24 protein-coding genes are annotated in these 26479 nt (G+C 52.8%); 9 read left to right on the plus strand and 15 right to left on the minus strand.

All coding sequences use genetic code 11. The features are described 5' to 3' along the window. The first annotated feature begins 27 nt into the window (after positions 1-27). Positions 28-1536 carry a leucyl aminopeptidase gene (locus EI42_RS02290; protein WP_111318410.1) on the plus strand — a complete coding sequence of 503 codons (1509 nt, stop codon included), beginning with the start codon at positions 28-30 and terminating at the stop codon, positions 1534-1536. Positions 1537-2010: 474 nt separating this feature from the next. Next, positions 2011-3393, plus strand: coding sequence for an Nramp family divalent metal transporter (locus EI42_RS02295; protein WP_111318412.1), 1383 nt, complete (start codon positions 2011-2013; stop codon positions 3391-3393). Positions 3394-3440: 47 nt separating this feature from the next. Here the strand turns inward: EI42_RS02295 and EI42_RS02300 are convergent, their stop codons facing one another. From EI42_RS02300 to EI42_RS02310, 3 genes are all read right to left on the minus strand, one after another. Further along, positions 3441-4667: an MFS transporter gene (locus EI42_RS02300; RefSeq protein ID WP_170142294.1), complete on the minus strand. Its 1227-nt coding sequence runs from the start codon at positions 4665-4667 to the stop codon at positions 3441-3443. A 331-nt stretch (positions 4668-4998) separates the two neighbouring features. Beyond that, on the minus strand, positions 4999-5682 hold the full coding sequence (locus tag EI42_RS02305; RefSeq protein ID WP_111318416.1) for a TIGR00266 family protein: 684 nt from the start codon (positions 5680-5682) through the stop codon (positions 4999-5001). 408 nt (positions 5683-6090) lie between these two features. Further along, on the minus strand, positions 6091-6831 hold the full coding sequence (locus EI42_RS02310; protein WP_111318418.1) for a class I SAM-dependent methyltransferase: 741 nt from the start codon (positions 6829-6831) through the stop codon (positions 6091-6093). A gap of 114 nt (positions 6832-6945) precedes the next feature. Here EI42_RS02310 and moaD point away from each other — a divergent pair, with 114 nt between their 5' ends. From moaD to mntA, 3 genes are all read left to right on the plus strand, one after another. Beyond that, entirely contained in the window at positions 6946-7212 is a 267-nt protein-coding gene (gene moaD / locus EI42_RS02315; protein WP_111318420.1) for a molybdopterin converting factor subunit 1, read from the plus strand. Next, on the plus strand, positions 7209-7622 hold the full coding sequence (locus EI42_RS02320) for a molybdenum cofactor biosynthesis protein MoaE (RefSeq protein ID WP_111318422.1): 414 nt from the start codon (positions 7209-7211) through the stop codon (positions 7620-7622). Before moaD ends, EI42_RS02320 begins: the two co-directional genes overlap by 4 nt. A 182-nt stretch (positions 7623-7804) precedes the next feature. Next, positions 7805-8644, plus strand: a complete 840-nt coding sequence (gene mntA, locus EI42_RS02325; RefSeq protein ID WP_111318424.1) for a type VII toxin-antitoxin system MntA family adenylyltransferase antitoxin — start codon at positions 7805-7807, stop codon at positions 8642-8644. Between the two features lie 76 nt (positions 8645-8720). On the opposite strand, the gene EI42_RS02330 is transcribed toward mntA, so the two are convergent. From EI42_RS02330 to EI42_RS02360, 7 genes are all read right to left on the minus strand, one after another. Continuing rightward, positions 8721-10136 carry a tetratricopeptide repeat protein gene (locus EI42_RS02330; RefSeq protein ID WP_111318426.1) on the minus strand — a complete coding sequence of 472 codons (1416 nt, stop codon included), beginning with the start codon at positions 10134-10136 and terminating at the stop codon, positions 8721-8723. Between the two features lie 246 nt (positions 10137-10382). After that, entirely contained in the window at positions 10383-11129 is a 747-nt protein-coding gene (locus EI42_RS02335; RefSeq protein ID WP_111318428.1) for a GntR family transcriptional regulator, read from the minus strand. Positions 11130-11316: 187 nt separating this feature from the next. Further along, positions 11317-11667: a thioredoxin gene (trxA, locus tag EI42_RS02340; protein ID WP_111318430.1), complete on the minus strand. Its 351-nt coding sequence runs from the start codon at positions 11665-11667 to the stop codon at positions 11317-11319. Positions 11668-11916: 249 nt separating this feature from the next. After that, positions 11917-12684 (minus strand): Bax inhibitor-1/YccA family protein, encoded by a 768-nt coding sequence (locus tag EI42_RS02345; protein ID WP_111318432.1) that lies wholly within the window; start codon positions 12682-12684, stop codon positions 11917-11919. A 258-nt stretch (positions 12685-12942) separates the two neighbouring features. After that, positions 12943-13161, minus strand: a complete 219-nt coding sequence (locus EI42_RS02350) for a hypothetical protein (protein ID WP_111318434.1) — start codon at positions 13159-13161, stop codon at positions 12943-12945. A gap of 185 nt (positions 13162-13346) precedes the next feature. After that, complete coding sequence (locus EI42_RS02355) at positions 13347-13976, minus strand: hypothetical protein (RefSeq protein WP_111318436.1); 630 nt, start codon at positions 13974-13976, stop codon at positions 13347-13349. A 167-nt stretch (positions 13977-14143) separates the two neighbouring features. Then, positions 14144-14404, minus strand: a complete 261-nt coding sequence (locus tag EI42_RS02360; RefSeq protein WP_111318438.1) for a 4Fe-4S dicluster domain-containing protein — start codon at positions 14402-14404, stop codon at positions 14144-14146. A gap of 467 nt (positions 14405-14871) precedes the next feature. On the opposite strand from EI42_RS02360, the gene EI42_RS02365 reads away from it, so the two are divergent. After that, complete coding sequence (locus EI42_RS02365; RefSeq protein ID WP_170142295.1) at positions 14872-16230, plus strand: GNAT family N-acetyltransferase; 1359 nt, start codon at positions 14872-14874, stop codon at positions 16228-16230. A gap of 32 nt (positions 16231-16262) precedes the next feature. Here EI42_RS02365 and EI42_RS02370 read toward each other — a convergent pair whose 3' ends face one another. Then, positions 16263-17960: a protein kinase domain-containing protein gene (locus tag EI42_RS02370; protein ID WP_246046395.1), complete on the minus strand. Its 1698-nt coding sequence runs from the start codon at positions 17958-17960 to the stop codon at positions 16263-16265. A 204-nt stretch (positions 17961-18164) separates the two neighbouring features. Continuing rightward, positions 18165-19184, minus strand: a complete 1020-nt coding sequence (locus EI42_RS02375; RefSeq protein WP_111318444.1) for an aminopeptidase — start codon at positions 19182-19184, stop codon at positions 18165-18167. Positions 19185-19554: 370 nt separating this feature from the next. Between EI42_RS02375 and EI42_RS02380 the strand changes: the two genes are divergently transcribed. After that, complete coding sequence (locus EI42_RS02380) at positions 19555-20166, plus strand: YbjN domain-containing protein (RefSeq protein WP_111318446.1); 612 nt, start codon at positions 19555-19557, stop codon at positions 20164-20166. A 15-nt stretch (positions 20167-20181) separates the two neighbouring features. Here the strand turns inward: EI42_RS02380 and EI42_RS02385 are convergent, their stop codons facing one another. Continuing rightward, complete coding sequence (locus EI42_RS02385; RefSeq protein ID WP_111318448.1) at positions 20182-20427, minus strand: hypothetical protein; 246 nt, start codon at positions 20425-20427, stop codon at positions 20182-20184. A gap of 449 nt (positions 20428-20876) precedes the next feature. Here EI42_RS02385 and EI42_RS02395 point away from each other — a divergent pair, with 449 nt between their 5' ends. Beyond that, positions 20877-22178 (plus strand): DUF1015 domain-containing protein, encoded by a 1302-nt coding sequence (locus EI42_RS02395; RefSeq protein WP_170142297.1) that lies wholly within the window; start codon positions 20877-20879, stop codon positions 22176-22178. A gap of 10 nt (positions 22179-22188) precedes the next feature. Next, positions 22189-23487, plus strand: coding sequence for an NAD(P)/FAD-dependent oxidoreductase (locus EI42_RS02400; RefSeq protein ID WP_111318453.1), 1299 nt, complete (start codon positions 22189-22191; stop codon positions 23485-23487). 42 nt (positions 23488-23529) lie between these two features. On the opposite strand, the gene EI42_RS02405 is transcribed toward EI42_RS02400, so the two are convergent. Together EI42_RS02405 and EI42_RS02410 are read right to left on the minus strand one after the other, a co-directional pair. Next, on the minus strand, positions 23530-25215 hold the full coding sequence (locus EI42_RS02405) for a HEAT repeat domain-containing protein (RefSeq protein ID WP_111318455.1): 1686 nt from the start codon (positions 25213-25215) through the stop codon (positions 23530-23532). Between the two features lie 246 nt (positions 25216-25461). Next, positions 25462-26364: a histidine kinase gene (locus EI42_RS02410; RefSeq protein ID WP_111318457.1), complete on the minus strand. Its 903-nt coding sequence runs from the start codon at positions 26362-26364 to the stop codon at positions 25462-25464. Positions 26365-26479 lie beyond the last annotated feature (115 nt).

Genomic DNA, 26479 nt, shown 5'->3' on the forward strand with positions numbered 1-26479 from the left:
GGAACAGGAGTACAAAGGGTAGATCGTATGGATATTCGTCTTACAACAACCTCAATCCAAGAAGTATCGTGTGATGCTCTGGTTCTGGCTGCTACTGCCGAGAGCCAGCAAAAGAGCGTCACGCTCGCAACTGTTGCCCGTTCTATTGATGAGCAACTCGGCGGAGCGATCAGCGAAAGCTGTGCCGCCGGAGAGTTCAAAGCCGGACTCGGTGAGCTGCTGACCTTCCACCCACTTGGGAAGCTGCCAGCACGTCGTGTCATTGTTGTAGGTCTGGGATCTGACAAGAAGGTAAACGCGCAGTCGTTCCGCCGCGCAAGCGCCACCGTGACTCGTCACTTGCAAAATACTGGTGCACAGAACGTCGCCTTCGCGTTCGACTGGGCAGCATCCAGCGTTGACACCTCGCTTGCCCTTCAGGCCACAACCGAGGGCGCAGTGCTTGGCGCGTATACCTTCCGTAAGTATCAGACACAGGATAAGAGCCGTGAAGTCGCCTCGTTAACCATTGTCAGCAACGACCCCGCCGCACAGCAGGCCATCGACAAAGGTCGAGCGCTGGCAGAAGCCGCAAACTTTGCACGCGACCTGATTAACGAGCCTTCTTGCGTCCTGACTCCACGCGAGCTGGCGAACCGCGCCGTCTCAATGGCGAAGAAGTACGGCATTCTGTACGAGGTTTTCGACAAAGAGAAGATTCAAGAGTTGCAAATGGGCGGTCTGCTTGGAGTCTCTCAGGGCAGCGCCGAACCCCCACGCTTCATCATCTTGCGCTATAACGGAGCCGAGGATAAGAACGCGAAACATCTTGCGCTTGTCGGCAAGGGCATCACCTTTGATACAGGCGGCATCTCCCTCAAGCCCGCGGCTGGTATGGAGAGCATGAAGGGCGACATGGGCGGAGCGGCTGCTGTACTTGGCGCAATGCAGGCAATTGCGTCACTCAAGCCAAAGATCAATGTAACGGCCTATGTTCCAACCTGCGAAAATATGCCCAGCGGCAGCTCGTACAAACCAGGCGATATTTTGCGCATTATGAACGGCAAAACCATAGAGATCGTCAATACTGACGCTGAAGGGCGCCTGATCCTGGCCGACGCGCTCTCCTATGCATGCAAAGAGGGCCAAAAGACGATTATTGACCTGGCAACTCTGACCGGCGCAATGGTTGTCGCGCTTGGAACCGTCTATACAGGCGTCTTCAGCAACAGCGAGGAGCTGACACAGCGGATCATTGATGCGGGCAAGCTCTCGGGCGAGAAATACTGGCCGATGCCAATGGATGAGGAGTACGGCGAACAGATCAAAAGCGAGATCGCCGACATCAAGCAGACCGGTGGCCGCCATGCAGGCTCCATCACTGCCGCCAAGATCCTTGAAAACTTCGTGGACGACGCGCAGTGGGCACACCTTGACATTGCAGGCACCAGCGCTGTCGATACCGGCAAGCCCTATCAGGAAGTCGGGGGGACAGGCGTTGGTGTGCGTACGCTGGCCGAACTGGCTCTGCGCATCGCACAGGAAGCACATCAATAAGCTGAACCATTCAGGCGGGCTCTGGACACCTCAGGGCCCGCTTTTTTCCTTCAGTGGTCTACTTTTCTATCATACAAGAAAAACACGGGTATTTGCCCTTTTTTAGCCGGAAAAATCAGATAATATGTGTCAGCCGAAATCCGATAATTCAAAGTTAGAAACACTATTCAGCATTTGCCCTCCCTGAAAGGTCTGACGCTCTTGAACGTGTTCTTCTGTCAGAGCAGCAAGCAACGTAGCGGATTACAAAGACCAAACGTGTTTTCAACAGGGCTTGCCTCTCAAAAAGACGCAACAATACACAAGTGCTAGTAAAGAAATATTCTCTCTCGAGAAAAAGTCTCCCCAGAACCGCTTGAGCTTTTTTTAGGTTTATGTTATAGTAAATTTTAGAGAGCTAAAAATTTATATTTATCACTCAAAATTATCGCTCCACGGAGCACAATAGAACGTATGAGAGGAGCACGAAAATACATGGCGCAAGAAACGGTGAACACATCCGTATCAAGCCCGTTGCCGGAAGAGCAGGGATGGAAAAGGAGTGCAGGTCTCCCATCACTACCAGAAGTGCACGCGACAATAAAGGTTCCCCAGAAGAAGGGCTTCTGGAGAACCTTGCTGGCCTACCTGGGACCCGGCCTGATGGTTGCAGTAGGGTATATGGACCCGGGGAACTGGGCCACAGATCTGGCCGGAGGCGCCCAGTTCGGCTATTTACTCATCTCAGTCATTTTGATCTCAAACCTGATGGCGATCTTGCTTCAGCATCTTGCCCTTAAGCTCGGCATTGTGACCGGGAGGGATCTAGCACAGGCCTGCCGCGATCACTATTCTCGACCAGTAACCTTTGTGCTCTGGCTCCTTTGTGAGATTGCGATTGCAGCCTGTGACCTTGCGGAAGTCATTGGTTCCGCTATAGCCTTAAATTTGCTGTTCGGTATCCCATTGATTATCGGAGTCATTATTACAGCGCTCGATGTCTTTCTTGTTCTCTTTTTACAGCACAAGGGCTTCCGGCTCATTGAGGCAATTGTAGGCGCTCTGATTCTTGCCATCGCCTTCTGTTTCGGCTATGAACTGATCGCTTCACGACCCGATATCCTGCCGATCGTGGGCAATCTGGTCCCGCGTCCAGAAGTCGTGACCAATCCGCAGGCGCTCTACATCGCGATCGGTATTCTGGGCGCAACCGTGATGCCGCACAATCTCTACCTGCATTCCAGTGTTGTGCAGACCCGCGCCTTCAAACGTGACGACGAAGGGAAAGCGCAGGCCGTTACATTCGCAACGATCGATTCTACCGTCTCACTGCTATTCGCCTTTGTGATTAACGCGTCTATCCTGATTGTGGCGGCTGCGACCTTCCATGGCACTCAGTACGCCAACGTGGCCGATATCGAGGACGCCTATAAGCTGCTCACGCCAGTACTGGGTGCACCGATTGCCAGCACTGCCTTCGCGATCGCACTGCTGGCTTCCGGGCAGAACTCAACGCTCACAGGAACACTGGCCGGTCAGATTGTGATGGAGGGCTTCCTGAATATTCGCCTGAAGCCCTGGTTACGTCGCCTGATTACCCGTGTAATTGCCATTGTGCCCGCAGTGATCGTCACGGCGCTCTACGGTGAGCGAGGAACTGGCGAGCTGCTGGTGCTGAGTCAGGTAATCCTGTCGTTTCAGTTGAGCTTTGCGGTCTTCCCACTGGTTCAGTTCACAAGCGAAAAGACCAAAATGGGACGCTTTGTCAATCCGCTCTGGCTCAAGCTCCTTTCCTGGTTCGTCGCCATTCTGATTGCAATCCTGAACATCTACTTGCTTTTACAGACCCTCTTCCCGGGTCTTGCCTTCGGATCATAAAGCACAAAGAAGCCCTCTGAGAAGAAGTCAGAGGGCTCTTTCTTGCCCTACAGCCTGACCCGACGTACAGGCGAGAACCACAGCCAGCCTCCGAGGACAAGCGCCACAAGCGAGCTAATCAACAGTACCGGGCGCACCCCGACACTCCGGGCAATTCCTCCTGCCAGCACCATTCCCAGAGGAGCGATCCCGTTTTCCAGCAGATGCAGACAGGCATTCACCCGCCCACGGTACTCATCCGCAACCAGTCGCTGACGCAGCGTGATCTCACTGGCACTATAGATCGCGTAGCTAGCATCGCCAACAAGCTGTATCCCGAACAGCAGCACAGACGTAAGCGCCAGGGAGCCAGGGAGCAGCGGGTTCAACAGATTTACCCCGGTATGAATCAGCGCTCCCCAGAGGAGCAAGGACACACTCCTGTAGCGAGCCACCAACCGAGAAAGCAGTATCGACCCAAGTAATGCCCCGGCTCCACCCGCGGAAATAATGATCCCCAGGGCGAGCGAGGACACATGCAACTCATCAATCAGAAAGGGGATATACAGCACAAACGCACTTCCGCAGAAGCTCCGCAGTGTCACATAGCAGGCAAGAGCCCGCAGAGCAGGGAAGCGCCAGATCTCGCGCCAGCCCGCAAACGCATTTCCCGCCCCCTCCTCTCGCGCTTCAGGCTTTGCTTCTGTCCGAATACCAAACAGAATACAGGCCGCCGAAACAAGATAGGAGCACGCGTCAAACAGCATCGCAAAAGGCGCGGTCAGCAGTTGAATCAGAACACCCGCCAGCGATGGGCCTAGAATTTCGGCCAGCGCATCACTCAATGCCAGCTTGCTATTACCCTCCGCCAGTTGCTCTTCAGATACCAGCGAGGGCAAGAATGCCTGATACGCGACCGCAAACAGCACATTCAACACCCCGACCAGCAACACCACCCCGTACAGCAATTCGATACGCAACCAACCAGAGAACGCAGCCAGTGGCACAAGAAACAGAAGCGCCGCCCGACCTGCATCGGCCCAGAGCAATAACGAACGCCTCGACACATGATCAGCCCAGACGCCAGCCAGCGAGCTAAACAATAGCACTGGTAGTGCCTCCAGCGACATCAAGATGCTATATTCAAAGCTCTGGACATGAAGCGCAAATTGCGCCACCAACGCCACACTAAGGGCTGTAATATGTGAGCCAAAAGCAGAGACCGTCTGCCCGGCCCAGAGCCAGGCAAAGGATCGATTCAGCAATCCCTTCCGCAAAAAAGCAGGAAATTTCACTCTACGCTCCTTCAAAATGCGCATAAAAAACGGATCCAGATGAAGGTGAGGGTAGTTGCGCATAGAGCGTCACATAGGGACGGAGGAATACCAAAAATGGGGTAAGTAAAACACTATCGCAAGCGAGGAATAAAGCGATAGGGCTCTTCTCTCAAAAACGGTTTTGAACTGTCAGGTACCCTCAGCGCAACTACGCAAGCTGAGGGGTGCGGATGCTGGTACCCATTGGGGCACCTCCAATTCGTTCAAGCTAGAATGATGCGAGATCATTCTAGATGAGTATATCATAAAAAAGGCGAGCAGGGTAGAGGACACTCTGCTCGCCCACAGCCTAGTTTTCGCGTTTGGGAATTTTCGGAATCAGCCAGTCCAGGAACGCGCTGATCGATCGCGTCTGAATCAGCACACGCCCCGGCCCGGTCAGGTCGACGACCAGACCTTCTCCGCTGAAGAAAGTCGATTTCAGACCACCAACAGGGCGCACATTGAACTGCATGTTCTGCGTAAAGGCGACAATGTGGCCGGTATCAACCGTATAAACCTCACCGGGCTGAAGCACGCGCTCTATAATCGCGCCATAAGCAGACACAACAATCTGGCCATTTCCCGCAGTGCGCAACATAAACAGGCCGCCGCCAGTGCCAAAGAAGCTTCTGGCACCACCCCACGAGGTATCAAACTCTACAGAGAGTTCAGAGGCGACATATGCACCAGATTGCAGGAAATATTGCTCATATTGATGCACATTCAACAGGTACAAGTCTCCGGGCAACGAGGGCGCAACCGTCACCTCTCCCCCCTGAGGGGGCGCAACATAGACATTCTGGAAGAACGACTCCCCCCCAACTACCGACCGCTTCAACGCCTTCCAGACTCCACCACCAGTATTCGTCTGAAGCGTGATTCCATAGGACATGCTGACCATCGCGCCACTCTCCGCACGAATCGGCTCATTCGGCGCAAGTGTCAGCACCCCGAGGGAATATGCCGGGCGTTGCACGATATTCACTTGCATAAAAAACTTTCCTCCTCTGACATGGATTGATCTATTGTAACACAGCTCTCTTCTTTGGCGGCAAACCGAAACGGAAATACTCTACACAATAAAAACGCAGACACAGCCCATTTGTACAATAGCCCTGAGAAGCTCATAGACATAAAAAAAGCAGACCATACTGGCCTGCATGTTGAAAAGGCGGGTCGGTTCATCCTTACAACCGACCCGCCCTCTCAAGAAGATGGGTAACGAGGAGAGGTACAAACATGATCGAGAGAGGCGCGAAGGCAACTTCGATCAATGATACAAGAAAATAATGTCGTGTATTCTATAACCCTCTACTTATGACAACATTTCAGAGGCCTCCTTTATTTCATTACCCCCTATGATAGTTGCATGTATTGTGCATGTTTCTTCCTCTACACGCTACGCTTTATATCCCCCGAATACCGCATGGCCAGCGCGTAACCAGAAGCAGTCAACAGCGGTGAAACCGGCCTCACTGAGCCAGCGGAGCTGGTCGCTTAACAGCGAAGGCTTATCGGTTGAAGCGGGATCCTCATACTCGTAACGGAAGTAATTCCAGCGCTCATCACAGAAACGCTGAAAACCGCTTTCATCTCCATACTGAAGCAAACTCTGCTGCCGCACGATCTCATCATATTCCTGTGCATAGTGTTGTGCAACCAATGGAGTCAGCGGCCTGACGATATCCGCGAGCAACAGCGCACCACCAGGAGAGAGCAGCGAAAACAGGTCTTTGAACAGCGTCGCCTTCTCCTCATCCGTCAGATGGTGAACACACAGCGACGATACCACACAGCGCAACGGCGTTGGCAAGGTCGCCCGCCATGCCAGTTCTTCCATCTGGAATGGGCGTATTTCCAACCTGTCCGCAAAGCGTGCCAGCCGCTGCCGCATCTGCCCCTGCATCGCCTGTGATGGTTCAAGTGCCAGATAGCGGCAGAAAGGGAAACGCTCCAGAATCGCTTCTGCCAGCACGCCAGCTCCTGCCGCCAGTTCAACAACAGTAAAAGACTCATCCTGACGCGCAGGAAGCAGCGAGATCAACGAGGCGAACTGCTCCTCCCGTGCCGGGACAAAAAGATCTGCATATGCAAGGAATATGGCAGAGCTTTCTTCATTCCAGCTCTGGTTCTCGTTCATTCTCTCGTTCTCCTATGATAACGCTTTCAAATACAGGTACTTCTTCTTCAATGTACCCGGAAAGCGCCAAAAGCACAACCCTGAAGGAAGACGATTTGTGTTATACTCTCAAACATGAAGATTCGAATTCGCTATTTTGCGTCACTGCGCGAAGTGACCGGCCAGAATGAAGAAACGCTCACCGTTCCCGAGGGTAGCACCATTGCCAATATTCGCACCCTGCTGCTGGACCATTATCCGCCGTTGCGGCCCATTCTGGAGCGCTGCCTATGCGCGGTCAACCGGGCCTATGTGCAACCTGAGACCGAGCTGCATGAGGGAGATGAGCTTGTCTTTATTCCCCCAATGGGAGGTGGTCAACCCCGGAGGAAACACGTATGAACCCGATTATCCAACTTACACGCGAGCCACTGAAGCGTGATGAACTGGTAGCGGCGGTCAGCGATCCTACCGTTGGCGGGATCGTCGTTTTCGAGGGAGTCGTGCGCAATCACGCCCGTGGCAAACAGGTTCGCTATCTTGAGTATGAGGTCTATGAAGAGATGGCGTACCCACAAATTCAGCAAATTATTCAGGAAGCCAGCAAGCGCTGGGGCGTTGATCGAATCGCGGTAGCGCACCGCTTTGGACGACTGGAAATCGGTGAGGCCAGCGTGATTATCGTTGTTGCCAGTCCCCACCGCGCCGAAGCCTTCGAAGCCTGCCGTTATATCATTGATACGCTCAAGACCACAGTCCCGATCTGGAAAAAGGAGGTAGCGACAGACGGGGAAGCATGGGTAGAGGGGTGAGAGCGCAAGGCTTCCCCCTCTTTCTCCGACAAGCTCTTTTTATGGTACAATGGAAGAAGAAAGCGACTCGTTCTAGTAAAGAATAGAGTAGTCCTCAAGCAATAGAAGGCGAATATTCGGAATAGCTTTGGTAAGACCTAACAACGACCTGGGCAAGCCAGGATATATCTTGGAGGTCGTTGATGAATCTATTCGAGAAGCACACCCAACTCACACAACTGTTCGCACAAAACCCGGTGACTGTTGCATACCTCGCGGGCTCACTCTCCAACCGTGCCCCATTCGGCGATTTCTCCGATGTAGATATTGCTATCCTGTTGATGGAGCAAATTAAAGCCGATCAATTTCTTGAATATCAACTCTACTTCTTCAGCGAACTGGCGAAACGCCTTGAATCGGACAATATCGACGTCCTGATCTTAAATAAGGCCTCGTTACTGCTGAAATCGCATGTCATTAAATACGGGCAGTTGCTCTATAGTCGCGATGAGAAGAAGCGCATCATGTTCGAGACCCGCGCCGTCATGGACTACCTGGACTACCGCAAATACAATGACATCCAGAACCAGGCGCTCGGGCGGCGGCTCAAAGGGCAGCTCCTCTCGCTCAACCGGGAGATTGCACGGCAACAACTCAAAAACCTGCGCGAAGCCACCATAATACTCAGGGAGTTAGGCGAGAAGGAGCGAGACGAGTTTGCGACCAATTATCGCCTGTACGGAGCAGGAGAGCGCTATCTATTGCAAGCGATTGAGGCCTGCTTACAACTGTGCGCAATGCTCATTGCGGCGCTGAGCCTGCGCAAACCCGAGGAACAGCACGACCTGCTCGGCATCATCGCCACAGAGCAGATCATTCCGCGTCCGCTGGCCTATAAGCTTGAACATATTACAAACCAGCGTGACAGCCTGCTCTATGAGCCACATACCATTGATAGACGCGCATTGCACGCCTCATTGCAGCGAACGGCGCACGACCTCGAAACCTTTGCAGATACCATTGAACCAAAACTGGAGGCCTGAGCCAAAAAGAAAAGCTCCCCGGCAGGAAAAGCGCCAGAGGGAGCTTTGTTGTGCTGTAACTCGTTTGTTTTGTCGTCTAGGCGCCGGACGAACCCCGCAACATCTGGACCTGCTCTTCAGCAGCTTTCGCGTCATCCTCGCGACCCATCGCGCGATAGACTTCAACCAGCGTTTCGTAGGCCTCCGTCAGGGATGAATCCAGTGCAATCGCCTGATGGGCATATTCGAGCGCCTCATCAAGACGGCCTGCTTTACGCAGTGAATCAGCGAGGTCGTTATAGTAATCAGCGTTCAGCGGCTCCAACTCAATCGCGTTGAGATAATTTTCAATCGCTTTCTCATTGTCGCCAAGCCCGTCATAGGCAGTAGCAAGCTGATAATAGCCCTCGGCATCGTCCTTAAAGAGTTCCAGCATCTTCTCTGCGGTCTGGCGGGCCTCATCATGGCGCTTTAACGTATTGTACGTCTCGGCCAGTCCGGCCAGTGCGGCAGCATGATCGTCCTCATTCAGCAGTCCCTCGCTGTTCTCCACAAGGTTCTGATAAATGGGGAGGGCCAGTTCATAGCGCCCCGCATCCAGATACGCCTCAGCAAGACTAAAACGTGCGGTTGTGCGATTGGGATCAAGCTGTACCGCGCGAATATAGGCCTCAACCGCCCCACCCTCGTCACCCTGCAACGAGCGCCAGAAACCAAGTTTTTCCCAGGCTTCGGCATCCTCAGGGTCCAGCTCGACAATGTGATTGTAGACCTTCGCGGCCTCCTCAGCATTGCCCATCTGCTCATAAGCAGCGGCCAGCACGTCATAGCCAACACGTCCCTCTGGCTCAAGTGAGATCATCTGATTGGCCAGTGAGAACGCGTCGTCATAACGGTGCATATCAAGGTAGATATTCGCCAGTTCGGCATAGCGCGAGGCGTCAGCCGGATCTTCATCAATGCGGCGCTCCTGATCCATCATGCGACGCAATTGATCGTTCACACGCTCACGTACGTCCTGAAGCTGATCTGATGCACGAGTGTTGTCAGGATTCAAAATCAAGGCATGGCGATATGACTGGATCGCATCGCGATAGAGGTTCAAAAAGCGATAGGTATCGCCAATGTTCACATAGAGTTCATCGTTCTGCGGATCCAGTTCCAGAGCCTGCTGGAAATATTCCAGTGAGTCTTCATACATCCCTAACTCGCCATAGAGATTCGCCATATTCTCATAGGCTTCCAGCAAGTTCGGGTTCAAGTCGATGGCGCGATGATATCCGGCAATCGCCATCTCGGTATCATCCAGATATTGCTGTGCAAGGGCAAGGTTATAGCGGGCTCGGGCATCTTCAGGGTTTGCGGCAACTGCACGCTCGAAACAATCGGCAGCCTCCTCATAATTGCCAGCCTCTGCCGCCTTATTGCCCTTATCTGTCCACATCTGGACCTCATCGGCCACCTGCTGTGTTTGCTCCTGATCTGCGCGATCTTCTGGAGTCTTATCATCCATCTGCGACACGTATTACTCCCCGTGTTTTTGAAAAACAAACAAATTGAAGGACAGGCTACAGCTTCTTCCTGTGATGTACCAGGAGGGCAGAGCGCCCGAGACACGATCACTTGCGGTCCCGCTTCGTGTCCTGTCGTTGCATATCCATGCATATACAACGACTGACCTCCCTTTTCATGATACAACCAGCCAAAGAGCCTGTAGCCCATAGGTACACCCGGTACCTATGGGTCACAGCGGATAGAACTACTTCGACGCGACACGCAGAGTCAACTGGAACTCGTAACGCGAGCTGGGATAGAAGGCCTCGGTAAAGGAGATAGGCGCACCGGTCTCGTCAAAGGTGGTGCACTCCACGCGCATGCCACACTCATCGGCTGGAATCTTCAACAGGTCGATCTCACGTTCGTTTGCCTTGTCGCCTTTAAAAACGTGCTCGGCCATGTATGGAACCATGCCCTCAGAAGCCATCAACTGATAGAGCGAGCCATCAGCAGCCTCTTTCGCGCGCTGATACACGTTCATGGCGCGAGGATAGGGTAAATAGTTGACTTCATAGGCAATAGCCTCGCCATCAGCGGTGCGGATACGCTCCAGGCGCACGACCTGCTCTTCATCGTTCAGGCGCAACTGTTCACGCACGTGCTGAGAGCCGCGCACCAGTTCGCTAACCAGCAGCATTCCGCCGGGCTTCAGACCGCGCCGGCGCAATTCCTCGGAGAAGCTTTTCAGCTCGCTTGCCACGCGCTGCTGCACACGAGGCTCACAAACGAAAGTGCCGCGGCCATGTTGACGGTACAGCAGGCCTTCATGAACCAGCTCGGTCAGGGCCTGACGGACGGTCGCGCGGCTCACATGGTACTGAGCCACCAGTTCGGGCTCAGACGGAATGGCCGTATGCGGCGCAAGATGCCCTGAGTGGATCTGCTGTTTCAGCACTTCTTTCAACTGATAGTAGAGTGGTAACGGATTGGATCGTTCTAGAATTGGCATATACGGTTCCCCTTATGTCCATACAACAGTTAAAAATGTGATATGTATAGTATGACAAGAATATATCACAAAAAAAGGAATGCGTCGAGTAGGAATTGCGAAAGAATCGGGGTCTGGCCCCAGAACTTCAGAGCTTTTGAACTTCTTCTGAAAAAGATCTGAACGGGACCAGACCGCGAAGTGGGGTTTAAACGGCAGAAACCCCATTTTCCGCAAGAATACGGTCAATCTCAGGCTTCAGACGGCTTGGATGCGGGCCGACCAGTTTGCCAACTTCGCGACCATCCTTGAAGACCAGCAGGGTCGGGATGGCCTGGACATAATAGCTACCCGGCGTACGCGGGTTGGCATCAACGTCCATCTTCGCGAATTTCAAGCGACCGGCATATTCATCGCTCAAGCGCTCGTAGTGCGGGGCCAGCATCCGGCAAGGCCCACACCAGGAAGCCCAGAAATCCACAATCACAGGTGTTGAGGATTTTAGCACCTTCTCCTCAAAATCCTGATCTCCAACGTGGAAGAGATTAGCATGTTCCATAATGCAAACTACTCACTTTCCCAAGAACATAATAGATGCATTTCGCGCTTACGTCAAGCCCCAAATGGTCCTTAACCTGCATCTATTGAGGAGAACAAAACCAGGAAAAGATTCTATTCCTTCTCATCAGCGGTCAAGCTCTACAACAACACTGCGGCGGTTCTGCTCTCCCTAATAGTATACGAAGAGAGACTTTCATCCGACAAGGGGAAAGAGAACCTTTTTCCCATCGTTTCCCCTTGTGGCGCTCTAATCCCTATCACTTCCCTGTAAGATTGTCAGCAGACGCAGAATGTAGAGGAAAAGGTTCAGCACATTCAAGAACATCGACACCGTCAGCCCGATGGCATTGGGCAGCGTGTTCGCCATGTACTTCGCCTTCTGGATATCAAACAGGATATAGCCCATAAAAATGCCGATGCCGACAATCGAAATGATGAGCGAAAAGATGGTTGAATGGAAGAAGATGTTCACAATGCCAGCGATCAACAACAGGATCAAGCCGACAAACAGAAAATCTCCCAATCGGGTAAAATCGCGTTTTGTTGTCCAGGCATAGATAGACAGGCCGATAGAAGTAGCGGCTGTAATCAGGAACGCCTGCAACAAAATCGTCGGCGCAAAAGCGACATAGGACGCCAGGAGCGGCGAGAGCGATAAGCCTTCCAGGAAAGTGAAGGCATATAGCAAGATCAGGTTTGCGGGATAGCGCTGAATCATTGCCTGCAACGCAATCAACAGAACCAGACCGAGGATGGCGACGATAAGATACGTCATAAACGTCAGATGCAGCACATACATGCCGACCCAGGCCCCCGCCGAAGCGAAGACAAAGGAAAAGGCCAGCAGGCCCATCACCTTACTGATCAGATCGCTTGACTGCAACGGGCCAGCATAGGGCGCAGTCTGGAACTGATAGCGTGTGCCGAAGTTATTATAACCACCTTGTTGTTGCTGCTGTTGAGGATATGGTCCCCTTCCCCAGCCACCATAGGGGTTGTTATTCGGATTGTACATAGTTACACCTCGCGGCGAGAACTCAACCGGTCGAAACGGTCAGTAGAAGAAAAGCCAATACCAAGCGCCTCTTCAGTATACGCTCAATACTCCAGCTACTGAAGAGGTTCTTCCCTGGTTATTATACGCATCAGGATGAGAGAAGTTGCACTCTACCAGAGATGAACCAAAAACAGTGGCAAGGCCCTTGCGTCGTCTCAAAGAGTCTGGACGAACAAGCGGCCTTTTCATCAAACTGGCAACCGCAACCAACCGGTATTATGACTGGATACGACTTTCCTCATTGGAAGAAGAGAGGACGGGGTCAGCCTCTCCACCACTCGTCGTTGTATAGACGCCTTCCGGAATATTTGTGATTGTACAGGGCGGATGATTCGCTGAAGCGTGCCAGTAGAAGGTACTTCCAGCAGGCTTGATCATAGTTCCACCACACCGCGGGCAGGTTATTGTAGCCAGCCCATTCTTGTCTGTTGTCATGCCGATCTCCTTGCTGCATCCGATACGCACGACATCGATACAACAGAATCCAAACAGAGTTTCTCTTCTTCCGTCACATGCTGAATAGCAAGCGCGTCTATCTGCTCTCTCCGCAGGGTATCACTGCTACAGGTTGCAGGAGCAGCACAACAGGTCATTACAGACGGATATCAAGAAATCCCTGACTATAAAACGCTCCACACGCCACAAATTTCGCAGAAAGCAATCCCTACTTCACCAAAGCTCTTGCTGCGGGTATTCCAGTGATCATAAGCCACAGCAAGTGATCCACAGCTCCAGCAGCGAGCACGTCCACCGGACTTACTCTCGTGGGCCAGCTTATGGATCAGCGCATTGCGAGCCTCTTCCGCCCCGGTATAGCTCGGGTTGTAGGCCAGATGCAGGAGATTCCCAAGCGGTAATGTAATCTCGTGGGTTGGCGTGGGCAATGGTGCATGAGAAGGCGTCGTCATAGAGGCAGGCAGGCTCTGCTGCTGCATCGACTGAGACGCATTCGATGACGACAATTGAGGACGTCGGAACGTCGGGCGCCTGACCACAGGCTCCATCTCTGAACGCTCATTGTATGAGCCACCATTCTGGGGCATTTGTTGCTGATAGATACCGTTCTCTCCTCTCACAGCAGGCGTTTCCTGACCGGGATTCTCCACCTGTTCTGCCTGAGCTGAAACATCGGCAGAACGCCCGGAAACAGGATGCTCAACCGAGGCTGTTTCCTGCTGTTCAGCAGTTTGATGATTATTGTTTTCTGGCTGTTCAGGTGGGTTGGCGCGTTTACGTCGAGTTACAGGCATTGGGGTTCGCTCCATCACGAAGAATATGTGCGTACAGCAATCAGTAGCACATGTATTATATCACACACGAAGAGATATAGAACACTGAATGGGGTAAGCCCTCAGCAAAAAAAGCGCTCACCCCACTCGCTTCTTTTTGGAAAGTGACAATTCACTTGCGATTCCGCTTAGCCATTAAAGAAATCAGCGTTGATCTTAATAAACTGCTTCCACTCGTCGGGAACAGCAGACTCTTCAAAAATGGCAGTCACAGGGCAAGCGGGTTCACAGGCCCCACAGTCGATACACTCATCTGGATTAATGAACAACTGCTCGGCATCTTCATATCCGGGCTCGTCAGCAGAAGGGTGAATACAATCGACCGGGCAAACATCAACACATGATGCGTCTTTCACGCCGATGCAGGGCTGAGTGATTACGTAGGTCATGGGCCAGATATCCTCCTCTGCACACTATGCTATCCCCCCATGAGGGCCAGCACAGTGGCTACGTTCTATTTTTGGTCTGTTTCAGTATAGAGGGTTGCACAAACGATGTCAATTGCTTTTTACGCCTGCCGGGGTCACTCGTAACCTTGACAAAGTATCAGTAAACCCGGTATAGTTGAAGTGACATCGCCCTTATTATAGCACGATCGAAAGGAGGCATTTCCAGTGTTGCAGCAGCTTTACACCCCATTCCAGCAACAGAGGAGCCTCTTTATGGTCGTCGCTTTCACCCACGTCTCCTCTCACGCTCCCTACAAGGATGGGCCCACTCTGCCTGTTTTCAGAGAAGCATTACACGCACCAGATGATAGAACTGCTATATAGATGCCGCTCTCTCTGAAAACCGTGGATGGCTGCCACGGTTTTTTTGTTTCCCTTATCATGAACAACTAGAAATGAGGACTTGTATGACTCTCTCTTCACCATCAAAGAGCTCCTATGAGTTTGGCAATGGCCTGGTGTTACGCTGGTCCACTGCCGCGGATGCGCCCCGTATCGCCAATCTCGTGGGCAAGGCCTTCCGCGAAAAGGAGACTGACCCACTTCACCAGGGCCTGTATGATACCGTGATACGTTTAATGAGCGGCTCACACCCGGCAATGGGCCCCAACGATTACGCCCTTGTTGAGGATACCAGTAAGGAGGGGAAGCCCGTCGTTGCCTGCTCTTGTTACCTGAAAGAGACATGGAGCTATGATGGCATCAAAATCCCGGTCGGGCGACCCGAAATCGTCGCCTCCGACCCCGAGTATCGCAATCAGGGTCTGGTTCGCCGCGTCTTTGAGCTGCTGCACGAACGCAGTGCCGCCAATCAGGATCTCCTTCAGGCAATTACCGGCATTCCGAACTTTTATCGTCAATTTGGCTATGAGTATGCTCTTGACCTCGGGGGCAAATGTCTGGTCTCCGCTCATGCCGTCCCGGAACTGAAAGAGGGTGAATCCGAGCCCTATAGCCTGCGCGAAGCCACAGAAGACGATCTGCCGCTGATCGAGTCCTGCTATAGCCGCCGTAAGCCACAGAGCCTGGTATGGTGCGAGGTGCCCGCAGCCTTCTGGCGCTATCATATCAATGCAGAAAAGGAACAGTCTGGCCGCCGCGGCTATTTCCGCATTCGCATTATCGCCGATGCAGCAGGCAAGGGTCAGGGCTTCCTGATGGTGCCGGGCAACCGATGGGGCAGTGAGCTCCCAGTACTCCTGCTGGATGTGCAGCCCGGAGTACCGCTGTCCGTGCTGATGCCCTCATTGCTACGCGCACTCAAAACCTGGGGCGAGCAGCTTCCAAGCGGAATAAGGCAACATCCCTTAAAAGAGATTACCTTCCATCTGGGCGGACAGCATCCAGTCTATGACGCGCTTGGCAAGGATCTTATCAGCAAGCAGGAGCAGCCGTACGCCTGGTATATTCGCGTTCCCGATCTCCCTGCATTCCTGAAAAAGATCACGCCCGTGCTGGAACAGCGTCTGATCGGCACAGCAATGGAGAACTACAGCGGAGAGCTCAAGCTTAACTTCTATCGGGGCTGTATACGTCTGGTTTTCAAAGAAGGCCATCTGGCGAACATTGAGAAGTTCCGCCTGAAGCCATTCGAGAATGAAACGGATGGCGCATTCCCATATGGCGCATTTCTCAAGCTCCTGTTCGGCTACCGGGGTCTGGATGAACTGCGCCGGATGTTCCCGGATGTCTTGGCCAACAGCAAAGGGGAAGCGCTGCTAAAAATCCTTTTCCCGACACGCTATTCGTTCCCCTTTGGAAGCTAAACGCTCACTTCGCCTACAAAAGGGAGCGGGCATTAGCGCCCTGCTCCCCGTGACTCAATCATCACCTTTGAGAAAGCCACCTCAACTCCATTTGCCTCTACAAAGAAGCCGATCAGGCCAGCCGCTGGAGCGGTATGCCCGGGATCCACAACGGGTGGCCCAAGCGAGCGCCCATTCAGTGCGAAGATAAAAGTATTATTCCGGGCCTCAATCGTCAGGGTGTTTGCCTGCTGCAAGCCCGGCTTAAAATCGGGAAAGGCACCAAGCGCTAACGGTGGATTCCATTTGCCCTCATAGCGATAAAAGGCATACTGACCGGAACCATCACCCAGAATCTCAAAGAGGTAGTAGTGCGACTGCCCGGGATCCGAACGGAAAATTACGCCATAGTTATCACGCCCATTTTTCGGACTTTTGATCTGCTTCATCTCAACCTGTAAGCGGAAGTCTCGAAAGCTATGCAGAGGGCAAAGCGAGACCACCGGCACATTCTGCGGTGTCCGATTCAAGACATGATAAGCTCTGCTTCGGCTGTCATAGAAAAAGGATCCACTCTTCGGCCAGCTATCGCAGCTTGTCAGAAGATCAAGCGCCTCTCCGGTAGCCGGTTGATACATAGGCAGAGGCGTCGGTGTCGCTTTTACCTCGGGAACCGTAAAAAGTCGCGGGTAGAGCAATGCGCCAGCGAATCCGCCGATGATGACGACCAACAGGAGCGACAGCAGTGAGACCACGCGTGCAGGGGTTATCCTCTTTCTAGCTGGAAGCGATATCTGATCGCCAGTATCGAGCGTTGGCTGTTCATCTTCGGGTACAGCGGGCGGCGCAACGGCCTGTAACAGGCGCTTGCTGCGTTTCTTCTGCTCTCGCTGCTCACGGTAATAATAGAGATTAACCGCTTCTGTAAACGCCTCGCTGAACTGGAGCGGTGTGGCGAAACGGCGTTCTGGCTTCTTTTCCAGCGCCCGCTGAAGCACGGCATCAATCTCCGATGGTATATCCACACGCAACGATGTAAGTCGAGGAGGTCGATCATGCACATGCATCAATGCAACGGCTATCGTCGTTGAAGCTTTAAAAGGGAGTTGTCCAGTCAGCAGGAAAAAGAACGCGACCCCCAGAGAATAGATATCTGAGCGACTATCAAGCACAGCACCCATTGCCTGCTCAGGAGAAATATAATCGGGAGTGCCCATCAAGAAGTTTCCCTGTTCCGTCGGATGCAGCGATTGCACTTTCTGCGCAATGCCAAAATCGGTCAGCATTGCGTGCTCTTCTTCATCAATCAGAATATTCGCCGGTTTGATATCGCAGTGAATCCAGCCCTGTTCATGCAAATGAGTCAATGCAGAGGCGATCTGTTCAAGATACCACTGGGCATCCAGCAGCGAGAGAGGACCATGTTGAGCAACATACTCCGAGAGCGTGCCTCTGGACATATAGGGCATGACAATATAGGGCAATCCGTCCTGCTCGCCATAGGCATAAATAGGCAGAACATTCGGGTGGTCAAGCTTGCTGGCCGTTTCAGCCTCATGTAAGAAACGCTCATAATAATTGCGTAATACCTGTTGTTCCAGGTTGGCACGAGGGAGAAAGACCTTTACGGCTACTTTTCGTTCCGGGCTCCGCTGTTGAGCCAGAAACACAACACTTGATCCCCCACACCCCAGCACCCGTTCAAGGATGCAGGAACCGATTTCCTTCCCGATAAGGTGTTCACCTCTCACAGCGGTCAACGTTACGCTCCTCTCTCGCAGCAAAAAAAGAAAAAACGGTCAGTCCCGAAAATGCTCACGCTGCCGCTCATCCTCAGCAGGGTGCCGTATCAGAGGCAAGCAGAGAGAGTAGAGCCCGAAAGCGCCCGGCATTAGTCAGGCGCTTTCTTTGCTTTTTCTTGCTCTATATATCGTCTGTAGCACTACAAGACGATACTAGATTACGAAGGCTCCATCACGCATAATCGTCTTTCCATCTACTTCAATTGTACAACATGTAGGAATGACGTCAACGTGAATCGAAGCATCCCAATCAGCGCCGGTAAACTCCGGGTAGGGGTTACCGAAAGCGACGTGTAGTCCCGGCATTTTCTCATCCTGCAAGAGATTACCAGTCAGCTTCTTCAGGCTGGTCAGCGTGCCAATCGCGAACTCACCCGCCCGGTTGCCATTCGGCACTGAGAAGAAGTAGTCGCGTACTTCCTTTGCCAGGGCCTCGTTTTCGCTACTGACCTCGGTAATATAACCATCCTTGACCTTGATCGTCAGCGGCTGCTTCAAGACGCCATATTTCTCCGAGAAATAGTCACCAAGCACTTCACACACGAGTGTGCCATCAACGGTCGCAGGGGCAGTAAATACCTCTCCTTCGGGCAGGTTGCCCCACTTTCCCTGCTCGGTATAGCGTCCATGACAGGGGATCCACTTCCAGTCCGGGTGGAAGGTGGCGCTGACATCGGTACCTTTGGGTGAGGTCACATGGATAGTCTTTGCATTGCGTACCAGTTCGTAGACCTGGTTGGTGACTTTGAATACCTCGTCGTAATCGGCACACATACCCTCAGTCATCAACTGGTCATCGATACCGATCATATGCCCGTGGCGCACACGCAACTCATTGACCAGGAACGGCAACAGAGGAATACGGAACGCAATCTCACCGGGCTGAGCAGTGGCAATATAGAAGGTTACCGTCGGTTTGGCCTGAATCAGATCATTGCGGAACTCATCGGAAAAGCTGGTGAGAGGGCGGTTCCCATAGTGCTCAAGGAAGCACACAGAAACGGCGGCATGACGTTTTAGCGCGGCTGCCGCCACGCGACTTGCGATATGTTCACGTGCATAATCAGTTATAATCACCACACGATCGCCCTCGGACACCCCCATACACTTGACCGCATTCTCCGCCCCGAGCTGTAATTTTTCTTCAAAGGAAAGGGAATTCAGATCAACCATAGAACTCTTCTCCTACAAGCAATAATTCAGTACCAGAGCCTCTCTTTTCAGTATGCTCCCGCGCACAGAAAGAAATAGATGCAGATTGGTAATACAACTATTATAACCCGCTTCCGTGTTCATGCAACCACGAGGCCGAATGACATGCCACGCTCCAGATTGCGAGCGAAGACCCACGACATCATCTCTACAATATGGTATACTTTGGGGGGAGCTTCCGCTTTTTGCTTGCGTGCAGATGCGTTGTGGCTCTCAACAGTTTTATCTACAGGTTATCCTTTTTGTTACTCTTTCATTGAATGTATAGCTACTATAACAACAAGCGTATAAAAAGGTATTATTACATCAATTATTTGAGGAGCGTTAGCGCATGCCAGAACACTTTGGCCTTTCACACCTTATCCAATACCTCACACAGATGGGCCTGAAAGTCGCAAACGTGAATGAAAAACAAGAGCTCGTCGAAATGGCCTTTCATGGAGAACAGGGGCAATGGCGCCTGATTATCGGCTTCCATCAAAGCGGAGAGACCCGAAAACTGATGTTTATTGTCCCCCATATCGCGACGCTTGGCCTGTATAAACGCCAGGAGTGTCTTGAAGCCCTGATGGCCGTCAATTATCGGATCGCTATTGGCAAGTTTGGCCTTGATCTTAATGATGGCGAGATCCGCCTTGAGGAAACGATTCCGCTCGCCGACAACGGCCTGAGCTTTGAACAGTTCCAGCTCGCCACTCGCGCAATCATGCAGACGATTGGTATCTATCAGAGCCTCCTGCCACGTATCCTCTATGGGCACAAAAGTGTCCACGAAGCCCTGGAAGAATGCGAACAGGAATTCTTCCAGCGCGGAAAAGCGCTCAATACTACCACCTTCAGTCCTGTGCCGCCTCCAGACAATGAGCTCCATAACGATCTGAACGCAGAAGATGTTCTGGCAGAGGTCGTTCGCCTGCTCGAAGAAAACAAGAAACGAGACTGAACGCTCTTGCCTCTATTAATACCGGGGGTGTTTCTCGGTTGAGAAATGCCCATTTTGCCGGGCTCGCGTGGAGAGATCAGAGGGCGTCCCGGCAACTTCATCATCTTCCATTGTCGCGGGATCAAAGGGGACCCAGTCGTTCATTACTCGCCCACGCAGCACCTTTTTCCGACCCAGATATCTTCTCGTTACCAGCCAGACGCCCCAGAAGAGAATTCCAGCAGCAATAAGCATTCCCAGATACGTTACGATCGTATACATACTATGGCCTCTCTCCCTCAAATTCCAGTTTCATCACAAGCCCTTCCATTGTAGCGCTTGAGCAAGCAGAGGGTCAAGCAACAGGAACGAGAGGAAAGAAGAGGTGCCTCCCCGGCGGTCGGGGGGAGAGAGAGGAATACCCGACCGCCATGCGGGAAGCAAAGGAGAATATCATGAGGTCAAGGGAGAGCATATTCAATTTCAAACATTTGTTCTATAGCTTCATCATAACACAGCCGACCAAATCCTGTCAAGCATCGGCTGGAACACCGTTTCTCTGTTCAAGAAACAAGCTGAACAGGAGAGAAGAGGTCGGGGCAGCGAGAAAAAGAAAGACTGCTATAGAGAGACGTGATACAATAGAGTGGCATAGAGCATTTCCGATTGCCAGGCAGGCCCGCTCCATGCGTGCTGGACGTAGATAAGAAAAGATGGAGAAGCGATACATTATGGCAGATGTCAGACCGCTCCACGGTTTGCGCTATGCGCATGAGAAAATAGAAGATCTTGCACAAGTTGTTACCCCTCCATTCGATGTCATCAGCAAAGAGGCACAGGAGCGCTACTATCAGCGCAACCCCTATAACATCGTGCGGCTTGAGCTTGGCAAAGCGGAACCGAACGATAATGAGCTGAACAACGTCTACACGCGCGCCGCTGCCACCCTGGCGGAATGGCGTGTTCAAGGCGTCATCCAGCAGGAAGAGAAGCCCTGCTATTACCTTTATCAGCAGCTATTTCAGCAGGGAGGCAAAACCTACACACGCACCAGCCTGCTTGCTCGTGTGCGCCTGGAACCCTGGGAAAAACGGGTCATTCTGCCTCATGAACACACACGCAAAAAAGATAAAGATGATCGCCTCAGCCTATATCGCGCCTGCGTTGCGAATTTCAGCCCAATTATGAGCCTTTATGAGGACCCACAGGGCCGCATGCGCCGCCTCTTGAGCGAGTACGCACTACAGCCTCAAGTCCTGTTCGTTGACGAAGAGAAGGTTGAGCACCGCTTCCAGCCTATCTATGACGAAGAGCAGATTGCGCTGATTCGTGATTTCTTCGCCGAGAGACAATTGTATATCGCCGACGGCCACCACCGCTATGAGACCGGCCTGAACTATCGGAATGAGCTTGTTGCCAGCCGGGGCCGCGAACTATCGCCCGAAGATGCTGCCAACTTTACTATGATGGCATTGATTGATATTGATGACCCCGGACTCGTCGTCATGCCCACACATCGCCTGCTGTTTAACCTCCCATCTGAAGGGCTAAGCGCACTCACACCGGAGCAGCTTGGCAGCTTCTTCGAGGTCGAGCCACTGCACACAGATGAGGCCCTACAGGCCCGGCTGGATGAGGCAGGCCAAGCCCAACCATCCTTTATCCTGAAGACCAAAGAGCACACGCTGCTGCTACGTCTCCACGACCAGGGACGCGCCGCCATGCAGAACAGCGGACATTCAGCAGCCTGGGAACGGCTGGATGTCGCGATTGCGCAACGCCTGATCTTTGAAGCGCTGCTTGGCCTGACACCTGAGGATATGGCCGCGGGCAAGTATGTTCGCTATAATCATGAACTGCAAGCCAGTCTGGACGAGCTTCAAAACGGCTCCATACAGGCTCTTCTCCTGTTGAACAGCACTCCACTGCGACAGGTATGCGATGTGGCACAGGCAGATGACCGTATGCCACAGAAATCAACCTATATATATCCGAAACTCATCACCGGACTAGTAATCAATCCCTTGTGGTAAGGAGTAACTGATGATACTTATTGTCGGAGCTGGCCTGGCGGGGCTTACGTGTGCGAAGAAGCTTGTAGAAGCAGGTCAGCAGGTACTTGTCTTAGAGGCGGCAGATCAGGTCGGCGGTCGCCTGCGCACAGATTATCATGAAGATGGCTATCGACTCGATCGCGGCTTTCAGGTGCTGTTTACGGCTTATCCGGCTCTCAAACGGCACCTCAACCTTGAACGGCTCAAACAGCGCTCCTTTGAGCCAGGTGCACTCCTGATCAAGAACGGGAAACGCTACGAGATCAGTGATCCCCTCCGCGATCCCAAAGGGCTGCTTCCAAGCCTGTTCAATCCGCTGATTCCAGCTACCGACAAAGCCAGGACAGTTACATTACGGGCACAACTCCAAAAGTATTCCGCCGGTGATATTTTTTCCGGCGCCAACCAACCACATGGACAGGACGAAAGCACAGAGGCCTACCTGCTCCGACAGGGCTTCTCGCAAAAGTTCATTGATAACTTTATACGCCCCTTTTTCGGTGGTATCTTCCTTGAGCGTGAAATGCATACCAGCGCCCGGATGTTCCAGTTTCTCTTTAAGATGCTGGCTACCGGTGATATCGTACTTCCTGCTGAAGGGATACAGCGCATTCCAGAACAGATCGCGTCTCACATTCCCAGAAGCGCTATTCGCTTTAATGCCAGGGTGCAGAGGCTGCTGATTGAGGGACAGCGCATTCGTGGTGTACAACTGACAAACGGCGAAGAGATCCACACGGAGCAGGTGGTTCTCGCGACCCCGGCTCCCGTCGCCTCTCAACTCCTCGGACAGCATGGAAAGGGGCTTCCTATCGAAGGCGTCGGTTGTGTCTGTGTGTACTTCGCGGGTGACACCCGGCTCTATTCACAGCGGAAAATCCTGCTGAACGCCAATCCAGACGCCTATGTGAACAATGCCACGCTCCTGAGCAATATTGCGCCAAGCTATGCACCACGCCGCAAGCACCTGCTCTCGGCAACGATCCTCGGCAATCCAACTGAGGACGATGACACAATTGCGCAACGGAGCCTGACCGAGATCGCAAGCTGGTTCCCGGAACATGATCTCAAGAGCTGGCAAACGCTGGCCGTCTATCGCATTCCTTTTGCTCAGTTTGCACAGCCCGCTGGCATCTATGATTCGCTTCCGGACAACACAACTGAAATAGAGGGACTCTATCTTGCCGGAGAATACACCAAGTCCAGCAGCATTCAGGGAGCCATGCATAGTGGTGAGTACGCGGCACAGGCCGTGCTCAAAGCCCCACTGAAAGCAACCTCATCCTGAGAAAAAAGAGGGCCGGGTGTATTGCCCGGCCTTGCCTTTTGCTCAGTTATCGTCTTCGCCCACCAGATCATGGGCCAACGCCCTGAGATCCTGATCCCCAAGCGAACTATCCCCAAACGCCTCGACCATCATACGTAATGGCCCCTGCTCGATAGAGAGCTGCATCATCATACGCGGAAATGCCTGCTCGGATATTACAACACCGCTAGCGGGCTTCATGACGGTCGCAACAGCTCGGATAATATGCGCCACATCCTCACGCCCAACAAGCTGAAACACCGCCGCCTGACGCAATAGACGTTCGGCATACAGCACCCGCCATTTCTCATCAAAGAGCTTCTCCAGAGCCTCAGTTACCAGTTCCTCAAGCAGCTCCTGTTTCACTTGCTCCTGACTGCGCCCCTCGTTCAGCAACTTCGCGCTCGCATTCGGAGCTTCCAGCGCACTACAGGCGTTCCAATAGCGGTTAATGTATGGTTCCAACTGCTGGATCGTTTCAAAATACCAGGAATAAAACTCGGGCAGTTGGTACAGGTCTCCGCCCTTCTGTGCCTGTGCTCGCGTCTCCTCATCAAGAGGCAGCGTTTCCAGGATGGCGGGCGGCAATGAGGCCTTCTCTTTCCTGGAAATAGGCTCAAACTCGATAAACGGGCGCCAGATTGAATAGGAGATAGGCAACGCCCGCCGCGTCCGCTTGTTGACAGCACGAGCCTCCATAATCAGCAGGCGCGCAAACGAGAACGGCACCTCAACGCTATGAATGCCCTGCTCATGCATATCACCCGTTATTCGACCGAGCTGCTGCATCTCCATTTCATCGATACCGTAACAATCCTTGATCCCGATCTGATCCCGATAGAAGATATTTACACCCTTCAACAGGCCATCCGGGCGCTTCCAGAGCAGCAGAATAAATTGCGAGCCAGCTCCATCGAGAAAGCTCACCCGCGCCTGAAATGGCGGCAGATCAGCGAGCGTCAGTGCTTCAGGCATCTCATCCAGCAATCCCGGGGCCGTCAACATGGTCAGGCGACCAAGCACGACGCGAGCCTGCCGCTTGAGCTGGCGATTCGAGGTAGTGGCGATCAGATGGCGAAGAGCCGGAACCGAACGCGGTGCCGCAATCGCGCCAAGCTGTTCCAGCGCATCAATAATCACCGTCACTACCTTACTCGGCTGATTTTCCAGCAGCGGGATCAATAAGTTTGCAGCCCGCGGATCGTTGCTATTGCCGAGCCACTGAATAAAAGAAATACGGCGCTCAACAGGCATTGAGGTCACATCAACCAGGACGGCCTCAGTCCCACGCTCACTCTGCCCTACCAGTTCCAGCAGGCGCATCTGCATTCGCTGCATCGCTCCGACAGGATCATTGAGGTATTCAACCAACCCATCTTCAGCCAGTTCAGAGCCCAATTCTTTTAACAATGGAGAAAGCGACAGCTTGGCGACATCACTCACCGTAGGGTCCGTCACAAAATCTTCCAGTTCCTCTATATCAAAATCGGTCGCCAGCTCTGAGAGGATAACCAGAGCCGCCCGTTGCGCCATCATATCAGAGGAACGCAGCAAATTCAGGACCTTTTCACGAGCCCCTCTCGTCCATTCCTCATCCAGACGATCAAAATACCCCGCCAGTGTTTCTTGCTCTATATCATTACGGCGACACATCGCCAGCAAAATGCTATCTATACTCTCTTGAGGCAATCCTTTTCGACCTCGCGGCATGCGTTTCTCCTTACAATAGTACCTGTGGAGTTGCGTTCAGTCTCTCTTATCAGGAGAATCTACCAATGAAAGTCATTGTATCACTTCACTCAGGGCACGTCGAGCAAATCAGACCAGGCGTTCCACTGCCCCGCTACATTATCAACATAAAGTGGAGAAAAAGAACAGCAATACATGCAAAAAATAGCTGAGAAGGAAGCGCACACTGCAATTCCTCTCAGCCGTGGTCTGTCCTACACATGACCGTTATGACTTTTCTTCCTGTACAAGCGAGGAAACCAGGTCTATTTCTTCGGTCACGGGAAGCTCAGGAGGAAGGGCATCGTGCTGACCGGTCTTTTTCAGCCAGCGCCGTACATCGGCTAATTTTTCCCGGGCGACGCTTCGTGCCTGCTCAACATGTTGTCGACTGCCGCTATACGTGTTCCTTGGCATCATTTTATCTGCGACCGCGAGATGCATCACAATACTGATAAGTCCTTGAGTCAGATTATCGTGCACGGTACGCAACTGACGCTGCTGGTCTTCCAGCGCATACGTTCTACGCCTGACTTCTGCCAGTTTCTTCCGGGTGATTCGCAGCTCATCCTGCAAGGCGTTGCGCTCAAGATGCAACTGGACCAGCGCTATGGCTCCTGTCGTCACCACAGCATAGACCACGAGCGCGAGTACCACATTGAGCAATAAGAACCCTAATGGCTGCTGATCCAGCACATAACGCATGCCGACATGTAGCCCTCCGGCCAGTAAACCAACCGGAATCGCCCAACCAAGCGGCAGGACGGCAAACACCTGCGGATAGAACAGGTAGACCAGCGGCCAGCAGGCGGAATTCAGCCAGACCAGCGCCCCGAGCAGGAGCAACGCCCCCGCATTGTAGCAGAGCATCAACCCGACGCGCCGCCACCACTGTGGATGTCGCACCAGCATAAACCAGTACCATATACACCAGAGGAACGCAAGTGCAGCCATCGCCCCATGATGATACCATGAGCCGCCCCGCATCACCTCATTCCAGCCAACGATAGCAAAGAGCATGCCAAAGAAAGCGAGATGGGCCAGATGGAGCCAGCGCTTCCAGGCCACCGGCCGCACAGCTTCCAGGTTTCCCGTCACCAATGGACGTGTTAAATTCTCAGTCTTTCGCATACGTTCCAAAACTCAACTAACATTCTACAAAGACAGTACGGAACAAGATCACAATGAATTCCACAAACCGCCTCTCCTTCCAGATCCTGTTTTCTACGATCCAGACGAGCGGTCT

Origin of the sequence: Thermosporothrix hazakensis, assembly GCF_003253565.1 — a bacterium.
GTDB classification, from domain to species: domain Bacteria; phylum Chloroflexota; class Ktedonobacteria; order Ktedonobacterales; family Ktedonobacteraceae; genus Thermosporothrix; species Thermosporothrix hazakensis.

Coding starts and splice junctions, on each gene's coding strand:
- EI42_RS02290 (WP_111318410.1), top strand. CDS start 28: ATGGATATTCGTCTTACAACAACCTCAATCCAAGAAGTATCGTGTGAT.
- EI42_RS02295 (WP_111318412.1), top strand. CDS start 2,011: ATGGCGCAAGAAACGGTGAACACATCCGTATCAAGCCCGTTGCCGGAA.
- EI42_RS02305 (WP_111318416.1), bottom strand. CDS start 5,682: ATGCAAGTGAATATCGTGCAACGCCCGGCATATTCCCTCGGGGTGCTG.
- EI42_RS02310 (WP_111318418.1), bottom strand. CDS start 6,831: ATGAACGAGAACCAGAGCTGGAATGAAGAAAGCTCTGCCATATTCCTT.
- moaD (WP_111318420.1), top strand. CDS start 6,946: ATGAAGATTCGAATTCGCTATTTTGCGTCACTGCGCGAAGTGACCGGC.
- EI42_RS02320 (WP_111318422.1), top strand. CDS start 7,209: ATGAACCCGATTATCCAACTTACACGCGAGCCACTGAAGCGTGATGAA.
- mntA (WP_111318424.1), top strand. CDS start 7,805: ATGAATCTATTCGAGAAGCACACCCAACTCACACAACTGTTCGCACAA.
- EI42_RS02330 (WP_111318426.1), bottom strand. CDS start 10,136: ATGGATGATAAGACTCCAGAAGATCGCGCAGATCAGGAGCAAACACAG.
- EI42_RS02335 (WP_111318428.1), bottom strand. CDS start 11,129: ATGCCAATTCTAGAACGATCCAATCCGTTACCACTCTACTATCAGTTG.
- trxA (WP_111318430.1), bottom strand. CDS start 11,667: ATGGAACATGCTAATCTCTTCCACGTTGGAGATCAGGATTTTGAGGAG.
- EI42_RS02345 (WP_111318432.1), bottom strand. CDS start 12,684: ATGTACAATCCGAATAACAACCCCTATGGTGGCTGGGGAAGGGGACCA.
- EI42_RS02350 (WP_111318434.1), bottom strand. CDS start 13,161: ATGACAACAGACAAGAATGGGCTGGCTACAATAACCTGCCCGCGGTGT.
- EI42_RS02355 (WP_111318436.1), bottom strand. CDS start 13,976: ATGCCTGTAACTCGACGTAAACGCGCCAACCCACCTGAACAGCCAGAA.
- EI42_RS02360 (WP_111318438.1), bottom strand. CDS start 14,404: ATGACCTACGTAATCACTCAGCCCTGCATCGGCGTGAAAGACGCATCA.
- EI42_RS02365 (WP_170142295.1), top strand. CDS start 14,872: ATGACTCTCTCTTCACCATCAAAGAGCTCCTATGAGTTTGGCAATGGC.
- EI42_RS02375 (WP_111318444.1), bottom strand. CDS start 19,184: ATGGTTGATCTGAATTCCCTTTCCTTTGAAGAAAAATTACAGCTCGGG.
- EI42_RS02380 (WP_111318446.1), top strand. CDS start 19,555: ATGCCAGAACACTTTGGCCTTTCACACCTTATCCAATACCTCACACAG.
- EI42_RS02385 (WP_111318448.1), bottom strand. CDS start 20,427: ATGTATACGATCGTAACGTATCTGGGAATGCTTATTGCTGCTGGAATT.
- EI42_RS02395 (WP_170142297.1), top strand. CDS start 20,877: ATGGCAGATGTCAGACCGCTCCACGGTTTGCGCTATGCGCATGAGAAA.
- EI42_RS02400 (WP_111318453.1), top strand. CDS start 22,189: ATGATACTTATTGTCGGAGCTGGCCTGGCGGGGCTTACGTGTGCGAAG.
- EI42_RS02405 (WP_111318455.1), bottom strand. CDS start 25,215: ATGCCGCGAGGTCGAAAAGGATTGCCTCAAGAGAGTATAGATAGCATT.
- EI42_RS02410 (WP_111318457.1), bottom strand. CDS start 26,364: ATGCGAAAGACTGAGAATTTAACACGTCCATTGGTGACGGGAAACCTG.